Here is a 15,616-nt window from a genome sequence, read left to right as displayed (position 1 = left end):
TCACCAATTCTGTTGAGAAAGAGTCCAGGAACGTGGTCACGCGATCCCGAGTTCTTTGTCGATGAAGTCGAAGAGTTCGTCGGCCGAGGCGTCCTCCAGCTGGTCGGCGACCGTGCCGGCCCCCCGGGTGCCTTGGGCCTCGTTCACGCGGGCCACCAGGGCCTGGAGGCGGGAGACGACCTGCGTCCGCTCGATCTCCTCCGGGGCGAGGGAGGCCACCACGGCCTCCAGCCGGTCGAGTTCGGCCGCCACGCCGGCACCGCCGGCGCCCGTCGGCGCCAGCTCGCCGTGCAGGTGCTCGGCCAGGGTGGTGGGGTTGGCGTAGTCGAAGAGCAGGGTCGCCGGGAGCTTCAGCCCGGTGGCCGCGTTCATGCGGTTGCGGAACTCGACGGCGGTCAGCGAGTCGAATCCCATGTCCTTGAAGGCGCGGCCCGGCTGCACGGCGTCGGGGCCGTCGTGGCCGAGCACCGTGGCCACCTGGCCGCGGACGAGCCCGAGGATGGTGCTGCGCTGCTCGCCGCCGGTGAGCGCGGCCAGCTCCCGGGCCAGCGCGGAGGCGTCGGCCGGGGCGCCCGCCGCCGGGCCGCCCGCCGGACCGCCGGTCGCGGCCTTCACCTCGGGCAGGGCGCCGATCAGCGGGCTGGGCCGGCCGGCCGTGAAGGCGGGTGCCAGCTCGGCCCAGTCGGCGTCGACCACGCCGACGACGGCCTCGCCGCGCTCCAGCACCTCGTGCAGGGCGTTCACGGCGAGCTCCGGGTCCAGCTCGGACAGGCCGCGCCACCAGGCGCGCTCCTGGATCTCCTGCTGGGTGGCCATGCCGCCGCCGCCCCACGGGCCCCAGGCGACCGAGGCCGACGGCAGGCCCTGCGCCCTGCGGTGCTCGGCCAGTGCGTCGAGGTAGGCGTTGGCCGCCGCGTACGAGGCCTGGCCGGCGCCGCCGAGCAGGCCCGCGATCGAGGAGAACGTCACGAAGGCGGTCAGTCCGAGGTCCCGCGTGAGCTCGTGCAGGTTGCGGGCGGCCTCGGTCTTGGGGCGGAGCACCCCGGCGATCCGCTCCGGGGTGAGCGAGCCGACCGTCCCGTCGTCGAGCACCCCGGCCGCGTGCATCACGGCGGTCAGCGGGGCGTCGGCGGGCAGCTCCTTCAGCAGCACGGCGAGGGAGTCGCGGTCGGCGGCGTCGCAGGCCGCGACGGTGACGCGGGCGCCGAGGCCGGTGAGCTCCTGTGCGAGCTCCGCGGCGCCGGGGGCCTCGATGCCGCGCCGGCTGGTGAGCAGCAGGTGCTCGGCGCCGGCCCGGGCCAGCCAGCGGGCGACGTGGGCGCCGACGGCGCCGGTGCCGCCGGTCACGAGCACCGTGCCGGTGGGCCGCCAGGCGACCCGCGGCGGGCTGGTGTCGGCGGTCGCCCGCTCCAGGCGGCGGACGAAGGTGCCGGACGCCCGGACGGCGAGCTGGTCCTCGCCCGCCGGGTCGGCGAGGACGTCGGCGAGGCGGGCCAGCAGCGCGGCGTCGGGGGTGCCGGTGGCGGGGAGGTCGACCAGACCGCCCCAGAGCCCGGGGTTCTCCAGGGCGACCACCCGGCCGAGGCCCCAGACCAGGGCCTGGCCGGGGTTGGGCAGGGTCTCGGAGCGGCCCGCGGCGACGGCGCCGCGCGTCACGCTCCACACCGGTGCCGTCGCGTCCAGGTCGGCGAGGGCCTGGACGAGCGCCACGGTGGCGGTGAGGCCGCGCGGGGCGGCGGGGGCCCCGGCGTCGGGTTCCCCGTCCTGGCCGAGCAGCGACACCACGCCGTTCAGCGGCGCGGCCCCGGCGAGGGCCGCGGTGATCCGCGCGGTCAGCGCCGGCCGGTCGGCGCCGGCGCCGGGAAGGCGAAGCGTCAGGACCTTCGCGCCGCGGTCGGCGAGGGTCCGTTCGACGGCCTCGGCCCACGCCTCGTCCACGCCCTCGGCGGGCAGGGCCAGCAGCCAGCTGCCGGTGAGCGCGCCGCCGGTGCCGCCGGTGCGGGGCAGCCAGCCGATCCGGTAGCGCCAGCCCTCGACGGTGGCGTGCTCGACGCTGCGGGTGCGCCAGTCGGCGAGCAGCGGGAGCACCGACTCCAGGGAGGAGCGGCTGTCGCCGTCCGCGTCGAGGACGGCGGCGAGGTGGTCGAGGTCACGCTGCTCGACGGCGGACCAGAAGGCGCCGTCCCCGGCTCCCCGGCCCGGGCGGGCGCCCTCGGCGCCGTCCTCGGGCTCGGCCCAGTAGCGCCGGCGCTGGAACGGGTAGGTGGGCAGGCCGACCCGGCGCCGCCCGGTGCCGGCGAGCGGCGCGGCCCAGTCCACGTCGACGCCGCGCAGGTGCAGGGCGGTGAGCGCGGCCGTCAGGGCGCGCGGCTCGGGGGTGCCGGCGCGCAGCAGCGGGACGGCGAGGACGTCCTCGCCGAGGGTCTCGCCCGCCATCGCGGTGAGGGTGGCGCCCGGGCCGATCTCCAGGCAGGTGGAGACGCCCAGGGCGGCCAGCGCGCGCAGCCCGTCGTGGAAGCGGACGGTGCCGCGGACGTGGCGCACCCAGTACTCGGGGGTGCGCAGGTCGTCGCCCCCGGCGAGCGCGCCGGTCACGTTGGAGACGACCGGGACGGCGGGCTCCCGGAAGGTCAGCCCGGCGAGCACCCCGGCGAAGTCGGCCAGCATGGCGTCCATCCGCGGCGAGTGGAAGGCGTGGCTGACCCGCAGCTCCCGGGTGCGGGCGCCGCGGCCGGCCAGCAGCCCGGCGACCTCGGCGACGGCGTCCTCGTCGCCGGAGAGGACGACGGCGGACGGCCCGTTGACCGCGGCGATGCCGAGCTGCGCCGCCCGGCCCTCCAGCAGCGGCAGCACGTCCTGCTCGGTGGCCTGGACGGCGGTCATCGCGCCGCCCTCGGGCAGGGCCTCCATCAGCCGGCCGCGGGCGGCGACCAGGGCCGCCGCGTCGGCCAGCGAGAGCACCCCGGCGACGTGGGCCGCGGCGATCTCGCCCACGGAGTGGCCGATGAGGACGTCGGGGCGGACGCCGAAGGACTCGGCCAGCCGGTAGAGGGCGACCTCGGTCGCGAACAGCGCCGCCTGGGTGAAGACCGTGCGGTCGAGCAGGGCGGCCTCGGCCGAGCCCTCGGGGGCGAACACCACCTCGCGCAGCGGTCTGGGCAGCCGGGCGTCCAGCTCGGCGCAGACCGCGTCGAAGGCCCGGGCGTAGACGGGGTAGGCCGCGTACGCCTCCTGGCCCATGCCGGGGCGCTGGGCGCCCTGGCCGGTGAAGAGGAAGGCCGTCCGGCCGCCGCCGCGCACCGCGCCGCCCGCGTCCTCGCCGGTGGCGATCCGGTCGAGCGCGGCCAGGAGTTCGCCCCGGTCCGCACCCGCGGCCACGGCCCGGTTCTCGAACAGCGAGCGGGTGGTGGCGAGGGAGTACGCGACGTCGCCGGCGTCCAGCCCGGCCCGGTCGAGCAGGTCGGCGTGGAGGCGGGCGGCCTGGGCCCGCAGCGCGTCCTCGCCGCGGGCGGAGAGCGGCCAGGCCAGGTACGGGACGGGGGCGGGCGCGGGCGGCTGCTCGTCGGCGGCCTCCTCGGGGTCGGGGAGCGCCTCCTCGATGACGGCGTGCGCGTTGGTGCCGCTGATCCCGAAGGAGGAGATGCCGAACCTCCTGGGCCGCTCGCCCCTGGGCCACGGCACCTCGTCGTTCAGCAGCTGCACCCGGCCGGCCGACCAGTCGACGTGCGGGGTCGGCTCGCCGGCGTGGATGGTCCGCGGCAGCGTCTCGTGCTGGAGCGCGAGGACCATCTTCATCACGCCCGCCACCCCTGCCGCGGCCTGCGGGTGCCCCATGTTGGACTTGATCGAGCCGAGCCAGAGCGGCCGGTCCTCCGACCGGTCCTGCCCGTACGTCGCCAGCAGTGCCTGCGCCTCGATCGGGTCGCCGAGCCTGGTGCCCGTGCCGTGCGCCTCCACCGCGTCCACGTCGGCGGCGACCAGCCCGGCGTTCTTCAGCGCGGCCCGGATCACCCGCTGCTGCGCGGGCCCGTTCGGCGCCATCAGGCCGTTGCTGGCGCCGTCCTGGTTCACCGCCGAGCCGCGCACCACCGCGAGGACGGGGTGGCCGAGGCGGCGCGCGTCCGACAGCCGCTCCAGGACGAGCATCCCGGCGCCCTCCGACCAGCCGGCGCCGTCGGCGTCGGCGGCGAAGGACCGGCAGCGGCCGTCCGGGGAGAGCGCCCGCTGCCGGCTGAACTCGACGAACAGCTGGGGGGTCGCCATCACGCAGACGCCGCCGGCGAGGGCGAGCGCGGAGTCCCCGGCCCGCAGCGACTGGCAGGCCAGGTGCAGCGCCACCAGCGAGGACGAGCAGGCGGTGTCCGTGGTGACGGCGGGCCCCTCCAGCCCGAAGGTGTAGGAGACGATGCCGGAGACGATGCTGCCCGCCGTGGTGCTGCGCGGGTAGTCGTGGTGCATCAGGCCGGCGAAGACGCCCGTCCGGCTGCCGCGCAGCAACAGCGGGTCGATCCCGGCCCGTTCGAGCGCCTCCCAGGACACCTCCAGCAGCAGCCGCTGCTGCGGGTCGGCCTCCGGCGCCTCACGCGGGCTGAGCCCGAAGAAGCCGGCGTCGAACTCGGCCGCGTCGTGCAGGAAGCCGCCGCGGCGGACGTACGTGCGGCCGGGCTTGCCCGGCTCGGGGTCGTACACCGCGTCGGTGTTCCAGCCGCGGTCGGTGGGGAAGTCGGACACCACGTCGGCGCCGTCGGACACCAGCTGCCAGAGGTCCTCGGGGGAGGTCACCCCGCCGGGGTAGCGGCCGCTCATGCCGATGATCGCGATCGGTTCGTGCCGGGCGTCCTCCGCCTCCCGCAGCCGGCGGCGGGTCTCCTGGAGGTCTGCCGTCGCCCGCCTGAGGTACTCGCGGAGCTTTTCGTCGTGCGCCATCTTTTTCTCATCCTTTTTGGGGGGTGTGGGGGGGGAGAGTGGGGGGGGTTGGGTCCCGTTCTGGCCCCCGGCACGCGGGAGGCGGACCGGGTCCCCGGCCGCCGGGGGCGGCGGCCGGGGACGCCCGGAGGGGGGTGGGAGCCGCTCAGCCGATGCCGAGCTCGTTGTCCAGGAAGTCGAACAGCTCGTCGTCGGTGGCCTCGTCGAACCGCTGGGCCGAGCCGTCCCCGTCGGGCTGCTGCTCCGTCCACCGGCGCAGCAGGCCCTTGAGCCGGGCGGTGACGGCGGCGTGGTCCTCCTCCGGACCGGCCTGCGCGAGGGCGACCTCCAGGAGTTCGAGCTGCGCCTCCAGCGACTTCGGGGCGGCGTCGGCCGGGGCCAGCGCGGTGCCCAGGTGCTGGACCAGGGTGGTGGGCGTGGGGAAGTCGAACACCAGGGTGGTCGGCAGCCGCAGGCCGGTGGCCTTGTTCAGCAGGTTCCGCAGCTCGACCGCGGCCAGCGAGTCGAAGCCCATGTCCTTGAACGCCCGGTCCGGGTCCACCGAGTCGGCGGACGCGTGCCCCAGCACCCCGGCGACGTGCTCGCGGACGAGCGCCGAGATCTGGCGGGTCCGGTCGGCCTCGGAGAGCTCGGCCAGCCGGGCGGCGAAGCCCCGGTCGGGGGCGGCCGCCGCCGTGACGGCCCGCCGGTTGCGGCGCCGGGCCGGGGCCCGGCCCATGCCGCGCAGGGCGGTCGGCAGGTCGTCGGTCCGGCTCGCCAGGGTCGCGAAGTCCAGCCGGATCGGCACCAGGGTCGGATCCCCGGAGGCGATCGCCGCGTCGAACAGGCCGAGCGCGTCCTCGGTCTCCAGGGGCGGCATGCCCAGCCGGTTCATCCGCTGGAGGTCGGCGTCGCCCATCTGGCCGGCCATGCCGTCCGTGGACGCCCACAGCCCCCAGGCCAGCGACACGGCGGGCAGCCCGGCCGCACGCCGGTGCTCGGCGAGCGCGTCCAGGAAGACGTTGGCCGTGGCGTAGTTGGCCTGCCCGCCGCCGACCAGCAGCCCGGCCGAGGAGGAGAACAGGACGAAGGCGGTCAGCCCGAGGTCCCGGGTCAGCTCGTGCAGGTGCCACGCGGCGTCGGCCTTCGGCCGCAGCACGGCGTCGAACCGCTCCGGGGTCTGGGTGCCGATCGTCCCGTTGTCCGCGATGCCCGCGGTGTGGACGACCCCGGTCAGCGGCGGCCGTCCGGCCGGGGCCGCGGCGAGCACCGCCGCCAGGGCGTCCCGGTCCGAGACGTCACAGGCCTCGATGGCGACGGTCTCGGCGCCCGCCTCGACCAGCGCCGCCCGCAGCTCCTCCGCACCGGGGGCCGCGGCGCCGCGCCGGCTGAGCAGCAGCAGGTGCCGCACCCCGTGCCGCACCACGAGGTGACGGGCCACCAGGGCGCCGAGCCCGCCGGTGCCGCCGGTGACGAGCACCGTGCCGTCGGGCCCGAACGTGCCGGCCCCGGCCTCCTCGTCCGGCACCGGGCTGCGCCCGAGCCGTGGCAGCAGGACGGTGCCGGCCCGCACGGCCGACTCCGGCTCGCCCGAGTCGACGGCGGACCGCAGGGCGGCCAGCGTGCCACGACGGCCGTCCCAGTCGACCAGGGTCAGCCGGTCCGGGCTCTCCGCCTGCACCGACCGCACCAGTCCCCAGACCGGCCCGGTCACCACGTCCACGGCGGTGTCGCCCGCGCTCACCGCGCCCGAGGTCAGCACGACCAGGCGGGAGGCGGCGAACCGCTCGTCGGCCAGCCAGGTCTGCACCTCGGCCAGGACCCGCCCGGCCACCGCCCGCAGCTCGGCCGGCACGTCCCCGGCCTCGGCGGCCGGGTCGGGCAGGCAGGGCAGCAGCACCACGTCCGGGACGGGCGCGCCCGCCTCGACCGCGGCGGCCAGCGCGGCCACCGACTCGTACCCGGCGGCGGCCCGCCCGGCCACCGCCGCCCAGGCGTCGCCGACCCGGCCGGCGACCGCCCAGCGCTGCCCCGTGTCGACGGCGCCGCCGAACACGGCGGACTGCCAGCGGAGCCGGAAGAGGTTCTCCACGTTCTCGGCCTGGGCGACCCGCAGCTGCTCGTCCGAGATCGGCGGCGCCAGCAGGTGGTGCACCGCGGCGATCGGCGCGCCGGTCGCGTCGGCGATGTCGACCTGGGCCGTGTCCGGCCCGTTCGAGTCGCAGCGCACCCGGATCGTGGTGACACCGGGGGAGAACACCCGGATGCCGTGCCAGGAGAACGGCAGCCGGGGCACGCTCGGGCCGCCCGGCTCGATGAACAGGGAGGCGTGGAACGACGCGTCCAGCAGCGCCGGGTGGAGCCCGAAGGCTTCACCGTCCGCGCGGGACTCCCGGGGCAGCGTGATCTCGGCGAACACCTCGCGGCCGTTACGGGTCCAGGCGCGCTTCAGACCCTGGAAGACCGGGCCGTAGCCGTAGCCCCTGCCGACCAGGCCCTCGTAGGCGCCCGCCACGGGCACCTCCTCGGCGCCCTCCGGCGGCCAGACCGTCAGGTCGTAGAGCTCGCCCTCCTCGACCTCGTCCCCGACGATGCCCTCGGCGTGCCGGGTCCACGGGGCGTCCGGACCGACGCCCTCGGCCTGCGAGTACACCGACAGGCTGTGCTTGCCGGCCTCGTCCGACCCGCCGACGACGACCCGGACCCGCATCCCGCCACGCTCCGGGATCACCAGCGGCGCGCCGATCGTCAGCTCCTCGACGACCGTGCAGCCGACCTCGTCGGCGCCCCGCAGGGCCATCTCGACGAAGGCCGAGCCGGGCAGCAGGACGGTGCCGAACACCGCGTGGTCGGCGAGCCAGGGGTGGCTGTCCAGACCGAGCCGGCCGGTGAGCACCACGCCGTCGGAGTCCGGGAGTTCGACCACGGCGCTGAGCAGCGGGTGCGTGGTCGCCGCCAGGCCGTGGGCCGCCGCGTCCCCGGCGCTCGCGGGGCCGGCGTCGAGCCAGAAGCGCTCGTGCTGGAAGGCGTAGGTCGGCAGGTCGACGCGGCGCGCGCCACTGCCCCGGAACACGGCCGCCCAGTCGACGTCCGCGCCCGCCTCGAACACGCCCGCCAGCGCGGCCAGCAGGACCGGGACCTCGTCGCGGCCCTTGCGCAGCGCGGGCACGAGAACGGCGTCGTCGGGCCGCTCCAGGGAGCCCAGCGCCATGCCGGTCAGCACGCCGTCGGGGCCCAGTTCCAGGAAGCGGGTGACGCCCGCGGCCTCCAGCGCCCGGATGCCGTCGGCGAAACGGACGGCCTGGCGGACGTGGCGGACCCAGTACTCCGGGTCGCGCAGCTCGTCGCCGGTGGCGAGCTCTCCGGTGACGTTGGAGACGACGGCGAGCCTGGGCTCGGCGAAGTCCAGGCCGCTCACGACGGCGCGGAAGTCCTCCAGCATCGGCTCCATCAGCGGCGAGTGGAACGCGTGCGAGACCGTCAGCCGGACCGAGGCGATGCCACGCTCCTTCAACTGGGCGACCACCTCGTCCACCGCGGCCTCGGCACCGGAGATCACCACGGACGAAGGCCCGTTGACCGCCGCCACCCCGACCTCGGCCTCGCGGCCCTTCAGCAGCGGCAGCACGTCCGCCTCGGCCGCCCGGACCGCCACCATCACGCCACCGGCCGGCAGCGCCTGCATCAGCCGGCCACGCGCGGCGACCAGTGTGCACGCGTCCGCCAGCGACAGGACCCCGGCCACGTGAGCAGCCGCGATCTCACCCACCGAATGCCCGGCCAGGAAATCCGCCCGCACACCCAGCGACTCCACCAGCCGGTAGAGCGCCACCTCGACGGCGAACAGCGCCGCCTGCGTGTGAACCGTGTCGTCCAGCGAACCCGACGCACCCGCGATCACCTCGCGCAGCGACACACCCAACTCACCGTCCAGCAGCCCACACACCTCGTCCAGCGCAGCCGCGAACACCGGGAACACCGACGCCAGCCCGGCGCCCATCCCGACCCGCTGCGAACCCTGGCCCGTGAACAGGAACGCCGTCCGGCCCTCGGAGCGGCCCGCACCGCTCTCGGCGCCGTCGCTCGCGGCGAGCTTCTCCAGACCCACCATCAGCTCGGTCCGGTTGGCCCCGAGCACCACGGCCCGGCGGTCCAGGACGGCACGCGAGGACGCCAGCGAGAAGCCGACGTCGAGCGGCGACCGGTCGGTTCCCGCCACGAACTCCCGCAGCCGCCTGGCCTGGGCCCGCAGCGCGGCCTCCGTCCGGCCCGACACCACCCACGGCACCGGCACACCCACCGGCCAACCCGCGCCGGGCTCCTCGACGGCCGACTCATCCGGCTCGGCCGCCGGGGCCTCCTCCAGGATCACGTGCGCGTTGGTGCCGGAGATCCCGAACGAGGACACACCCGCGCGACGCGGCGCACCCTCCGCCTTCTCCCAGGCGCGGGCCTCGGCCAGCAGCTCGACATCGCCGGCCGACCAGTCCACGTGCGAGGACGGCGCATCCACGTGCAACGTCTTCGGCAGCACGCCGTGTCGCATCGCCTGGACCATCTTGATGATGCCCGCGACACCCGCCGCGGCCTGGGTGTGACCCAGGTTCGACTTCACCGAACCCAGCCACAACGGGCTGCCCTCCGGACGGTCCTGGCCGTACGTCGCCAGCAGCGCCTGCGCCTCGATCGGGTCACCCAGCGTCGTACCCGTGCCGTGCGCCTCCACCACGTCCACATCGGACGTCGACAGCCCCGCGGCGGCCAGCGCAGCCCGGATCACCCGCTGCTGCGACGGACCGTTCGGCGCCGTCAGCCCGTTGCTCGCACCGTCCTGGTTCACCGCGGAGCCCCGCACCACGGCCAGCACCTCGTGCCCGAGCCGGCGCGCGTCCGACAACCGCTCGACGAGCAGCATGCCCACGCCCTCGCCCCAGCCGGTGCCGTCCGCGGCCTCCGCGAACGCCTTGATCCGGCCGTCCGGGGCCAGACCGCGCTGCCGGCTGAACTCCACGAAGGTCTCCGGCGTGGGCATCACCGTGACGCCGCCCGCCAGGGCCAGCGTGCACTCGCCCTTGCGCAGCGCCTGGATCGCCCAGTGCAGCGCCACCAGCGAGGACGAGCAGGCCGTGTCCACCGACACCGCCGGGCCCTCCAGACCGAGGCTGTAGGCGACCCGGCCCGACACGACACTGCCGGTGTTGCCGTTGCCGATGTAGCCCTGGAGCTCGTCGGGGATGGTGCTCAGGCGCGAGGCGTAGTCGTGGTACATCACGCCGGCGAAGACGCCGGTCTGACTGCCCTTGAGCGAGGACGGGTCGATGCCGGCCCGCTCGATCGCCTCCCAGGAGACCTCCAGCAGCAGGCGCTGCTGCGGGTCGGTGGCCAGCGCCTCGCGCGGGCCCATGCTGAAGAACTCGGCGTCGAAGTCGGCCGCGTCGTGCAGGAAGCCGCCGCTCTTCGCATAGGTGTGGCCGGGCTTGCCGGGTTCGGGGTCGTAGATGCCCTGGGTGTCCCAGCCGCGGTCCGACGGGAACCCGGAGACACCGTCCCCGCCCGCGTCGACCAGCCGCCAGAGGTCGTCCGGCGAACGGACGTCCCCCGGGAAGCGGCAGCTCATCCCGACGATCGCAATCGGCTCATTCTCCCGGCGCTCGTTTTCCCGCAGGCGCCGTCGAGCTTCACGAAGATCGGCTGTCGCTCGCTTGAGGTAGTCGAGAAGCTTCTCCTCGTTGTCCACCCAACGTCTCCCTCACTGGTCCGGCCAGGAATTCACGGTGCTGGAATGTCGATTCACCTGCGGCGCCGGAATCGGGACATGACGAATAACACCCAGCGGCGCATATATTCGTACGCTACGCAGGGCGACCCCGGCCCGCCCACCCCTAACCCCGCCCCTACCCGCCCCTATGGCGAGGGGCGTCCAGGGCCGTGCGATGCAGGCCGACCACTGTGGATTCCCAAGTCCCTTGCCGCGCAGGGGAGACGCCAATAGCCTGCAACGGGAGACGGTCACCGGCGCCGTCCGCCGCAGCGTAATTCACCGCGCGGCTTCTCGGGAACACCCCGACCTCAGCGAAAGGGCATCAGGAATCATGGCAGAGGCAGCGGGAGTGACCAGTCCGTGGATTCGCAGGTTCCACCCGTCCGCCGACGCCCCCGTTCGGCTGGCCTGTTTTCCGCACGCGGGCGGTTCGGCCTCGTTCTATTTCCCGCTGTCGCAGGCGCTGGCTCCGGCCGTCGACGTGATCACGCTGCAGTACCCGGGCCGCCAGGACCGGCGCCACGAGCCGGGCATCGGCGATCTGCACGAGCTGGCGGACGTCCTGGTGGAGGAGCTGCGCCCGTGGACCGATCTGCCGCTGGTGCTCTTCGGGCACAGCATGGGCGCCTCGCTGGCCTTCGAGGTCGGCCGCCGGCTGGAGCGGGAGGGGATCGCGCCGGCCGCGCTGGTCGCGTCCGGCCGCCGCGCGCCGTCCCGGCACCGCGACGAGTACGTGCACCAGCGTGACGACGAGGGCCTGGTCCGGGAGTTGAAGGAGCTCAGCGGCACGGAGCCGGGAGTGCTCGGGGACGAGGAGCTGCTCCGGATGATCCTCCCCGCGATCCGCAGCGACTACCGCGCCGCGGAGACGTACAAGTACCGCCCGGGCTCCGACCTCAGCTGCCCGGTCCACGCCCTGGTCGGGGACAGGGACCCGAAGGTCACCGTGGACGAGACCCGTTCCTGGGCCGACCACACCAGCGGCCCGTTCGAGCTGACGGTCTTCGACGGCGGCCACTTCTTCCTCGCCCCGCACGCCGCCGAGGTCAACCGCATCCTCGCCGACCGTGCCCGCGCCCACGCGCGCAGCACCGCCGGCGCCTGACGACGGCCCGCCCTCCCGGCCGTCTCGCCCGTGCCGGGACGGGCTCCGTGCTCCGTGCCGGGGCCGCCACCGTCAGGCGGCCCCCGGCACGGCTCCTCTCCCTCTCACGCCTCGCGCTCCGCCAGGCCGTTCGGCCCCAGCGCCCCGTCCCGGCCGTCGAGCAGCTCGTCCGGCTCCCGCCGCAGCTGGAGGCCTTCCAGGAGTTCGTCGCGCCGGCTCACCTGGAGCTTTCGGTAGATCCTGGTGAGGTGCTGCTCCACCGTGCTCACGGTGATGTAGAGCTTGCGGGCGATCTCCCGGTTGCTGTGGCCGACGGCGGCCAGCGTCGCGACCCGGCGCTCGGCGTCGCTCAGCGCGGTGGACCCCGCGTCCTTGACGCCCTCCGACTCCTCCTTCTCCGCCACGAAGGTGTCGCCCGGCAGGTCCCCGAGGAGCTGCGGCGGCACGGCGTCGACGTGGCAGAGCTTGGCCTCCTGGACGGCGCGCCGCCCGGTGGCCCGGGCCCGCCCGAAGTCGCCGAGGCGGTGGTAGGCGGAGCTCAGGTCGGCCAGCGCCCGGACGAGTTCGAGCCGGTTGCCGGAGCTCTGGAGCAGGTCGACCGCCTTCTTCAGGGTCCTGGGCCGCTGGCCGACGTCCTCGGCGGCGGCCCTGACCCGCAGCGAGCTGCCGCGGACGGCCGCCCCCTGGGCGTCCGGCAGTTCGAGCTGACGCTCGATCAACTCGCGTGCCACCTCGGGCCTGGCCAGACGCAGGTAGGCCTCGGCGAGGTCGCTGCGCCAGGGCAGCAGCGAGGGCACGTCGGCCTTCCACTGCTGCATCTTCTCCCCGCAGGTCTGGAAGTCGCTGAGCGCGGCGAGCGCCCGGTCGACCGCGAGGTGGTGGTGGCCGCGGGCCCTGAGGTAGAGCATTCCGAAGGCGGTGTCGAACATGGCGTCGGGCACGAGCTGGTTCAGCAGCTCCGCCGCCTTCTCGTGGCGGTTGAGCGCCGTGTTGACCATCACCATCGTGGAGATGGGCAGCCCGATGAGGACGCCCCACCCCTTGGGCTGAAGCCGGCTGAACGCCGCCTCCGCCTTGACCTCGGCGATCGCCAGGTCCCCCTGCCGGAAGGCGATCTCGGCCCGGACGCTGCAGAGCACCGCCTGCCAGGTGTTGGCCCGGCGGCGCACCGCCTCGTCGATCAGCCCGTCGCACCAGGTGGTGGCGAGGTCGGGGCGCCCCGCGAACTGCAGCGCGAGCAGGGCGAAGGCGATGATCTCCAGGGTGCTGTCGCTGAGCAGGCAGCTCTGCAGGATGTACTCGGCGCTGACGACGGCCGCGTCGGAGGACTCCCGCTGGAGCACGTCGGTGAGGGTCGAGGTGGCGCGCGCCCAGGGGTTGCCGAAGGATCCGCCGAGTTCGGGGTCGCCGGTGGTATCGCCCCGCTCCTGCACCGGGCTGCCCTGCGAGGGACCGCACATCGCCATGAAGATGAGGCTGAGTTCGGCCGCGAGCTGGGCGTCGTCCAGGTCGCCGACGGCGCTGAGGGTCTGGAAGACCTCGCCCGCGCCCTCGATGTCGCCCTGCCAGAGCAGGTAGCGGATCACGTTGACGGCGTCGCGCCCGGTGAGGAACCCGGCCCGCACCGCGCTGCGGAGCGTGTCGAGGTGGGGCAGGATCGTCGCGGGGTTGATCCGCCAGGCGGCCCGGGCCAGCATCGCCGTGATGGCGAGCCGCTCGTCGTCGTTGGTGCAGGCCTCCAGGGCGAGTTCGAGGCAGGCCGTGGCGTGCTCGGCGTCGTTGCCCGCGAGTGCCTGGGCGGCGGCGTCGCGCAGGACCTCCATCGCCCAGCGGCCGGCCGCGCGGTCGGCGGCGAGCAGGTGGCGGGCGATCTCCGCGGTGGTGGAGCCCAGCTTGTGGAGCAGTTCGGCGCAGAGCGAGTGCAGCTGGGAACGGTCCTCCGCCTCCAGGCTGCCGAGCACGGCGGAGGCGACCGGGGCCGGGAAGCCCGAGGGGCCGAGCAGCCCGGCGCGGCCGAGGATGTCCAGCATCTCGGCGGCGCGTTCCGGCATCACCCCGAGCAGCCGGGCGATCAGCGCCGGCGACGCGTGGGCACCCAACACGGCCTGCCCCTGGGCCACTTCGAGGAGCGCGGGCTCCCAGCGGTGCAGGATGGCGCGGACGGCCTGGTCGAAGCCGAAGCCCGGCGGCCCGTCCCGGAAGCCGTCCTCGTCCAGCTCGTCCTGGCGGTCGCGGCATTCCTCGATCAGCGCGCCGGCCAGCATCGGGTTGCCGCCGCTGAGCCGGTAGACCCAGCCGGCGACCCGGTCGGCGGTCTCCTGGCCCAGCCAGTGGGCGATCAGCTCCCGGACACCGTCGCGGGAGAGCGGGTCCAGGCGGATGCGGTGGTGCGGCAGCCTGGTGATCTCGGCCTGGAAGAACGGGCGGGCCGGCCTGGGCCGCGACCACTCGTTCAGCACCAGCAGGACGCGGGCGGAGTGGATCCGGCGCCGGAGGTAGAGCACGACCTGGAGCGAGGCGGCGTCGACGAAGTGCACGTCGTCGATGCCGATGACCACCGGACGGTCCGCGGCCAGCTCCAGGATCAGCGCGCACAGCTCACGCGTCCCCGGCACCGGCCGGCGGCTCAGGTCGTCCGCCTGCTCGTCGGCCCCGGTGGGCCTGGACGCCGCCTGGAGCAGGCCGGCAGCCCGGTCGGCCATCTCGTCGGGCAGCGCGGGGTCCTGGAAGATCTGGCTCATCGCCCCCATCGGGAGAGCCTGTTCCGCCTTGGCGCCGGTCGCCCGCAGGACCAGGGCGCCACGATCGGCGGCCCGGTCCGCGAAGACGTTCAGCAGCTCGGTCTTCCCACTGCCGAGCGCCCCGCTGACCCACGCCACGGTCCCGTTTCCCTCGGCACTTTCGGCGAGAAGGGTATCCAGGGTGTCCAACGCTTTTAAGCGATCGGCCAGAAACATTGCTTTCCCCCTAAGCGAATCACGCATTCCCCGCAGGTTCGCGGCCAGGATCACCGGCACAGCGCAACACGCCCGCCAAACCCACTCGGTCGCGCCCGCCCGGCCACTCCCGGACAGGCACCACCCGAACCCCGCACCCCGCCACGCTCAGTGATTGTTTCTACACCGATCAGCGAGGAGATGCTGTGACCCGCCTCACAAGGAGGCCTAGACCACAGCGGGTATGCGACAAGGTCGACGCGGCCCGCCACCGGGGCCGCCGACCCGCCGGCCGTCTTCCCCGCGCAGGCTCGGCACTGGGCCGACCGGTACCGCGGCGCTCCGCCGACGCCGAGGTCCGGATCACATTCGCACCGGCGTGCACCGGGCGTCGCTCTGCTCTTCCGACGCCACCGGCGCGAGTACGCCGGCGGTCCCTCCCGCCTCGCCCGCCGCCACCGCCCGCCCGGAACCGGGCCGGCGGGAGAGCAGTGAGGCCGACGCCCGTTCACCGGCGCCGGGGAGAGGCGTCCAGGGCCGGACAGCAGCCGGGACTCCGGCAACTGCGGTGCGTCGTCATCAGATTGCCTCCCGCCGCGACGCCCTGGCAAGTCGCTCCGGAACCCGAGCGCCTGGGGTCGGGGGCCCTCGTCCGACGATATGTCCGGGTTGGCCGCCCGGCGCCCGGCGCGACGGGCGGCGCGGTCACCGCACCCGTACGACCGGAACGACCGGGCCCGGCCCGGGGGCCCCGGGGGTACCGTCGCGGCCCACCGCCGCCGTACGGTCCGCCCGCCGCCACCCGTTCCGGCCTGCCGTCGCGCCGGACCGGGCGGGTCGGCAGGCCGGATTCCGGACGACGCGCCGTCGGCAATCCGGCCAGTGCGGAATCCGCCCGCCCGGCACCGG

General features: G+C 75.1%; 3 protein-coding genes and 1 pseudogene. 1 reads left to right on the top strand and 3 read right to left on the bottom strand.

The window, feature by feature from the left end:
* Positions 1-36: 36 nt before the first annotated feature.
* A complete protein-coding gene (locus tag ACZ5WK_RS10475; RefSeq protein ID WP_465546859.1) occupies positions 37-4,926 on the bottom strand; it encodes a type I polyketide synthase in 4,890 nt (1,629 codons plus the stop codon).
* 145 nt (positions 4,927-5,071) lie between these two features.
* Positions 5,072-10,621, bottom strand: a pseudogene (locus tag ACZ5WK_RS10470) (type I polyketide synthase); the annotation flags it as partial.
* 376 nt (positions 10,622-10,997) lie between these two features.
* Between ACZ5WK_RS10470 and ACZ5WK_RS10465 the strand changes: the two are divergent.
* Positions 10,998-11,771, top strand: coding sequence for a thioesterase II family protein (locus tag ACZ5WK_RS10465; RefSeq protein ID WP_465546857.1), 774 nt, complete (start codon positions 10,998-11,000; stop codon positions 11,769-11,771).
* Positions 11,772-11,875: 104 nt separating this feature from the next.
* Here the strand turns inward: ACZ5WK_RS10465 and ACZ5WK_RS10460 are convergent, their stop codons facing one another.
* Positions 11,876-14,728 carry a helix-turn-helix transcriptional regulator gene (locus tag ACZ5WK_RS10460; RefSeq protein WP_465546856.1) on the bottom strand — a complete coding sequence of 951 codons (2,853 nt, stop codon included), beginning with the start codon at positions 14,726-14,728 and terminating at the stop codon, positions 11,876-11,878.
* Positions 14,729-15,616 lie beyond the last annotated feature (888 nt).

Source organism: Kitasatospora sp. NPDC032757 (assembly GCF_055579305.1).
This window is presented reverse-complemented; position numbering and strand designations above follow the sequence as displayed.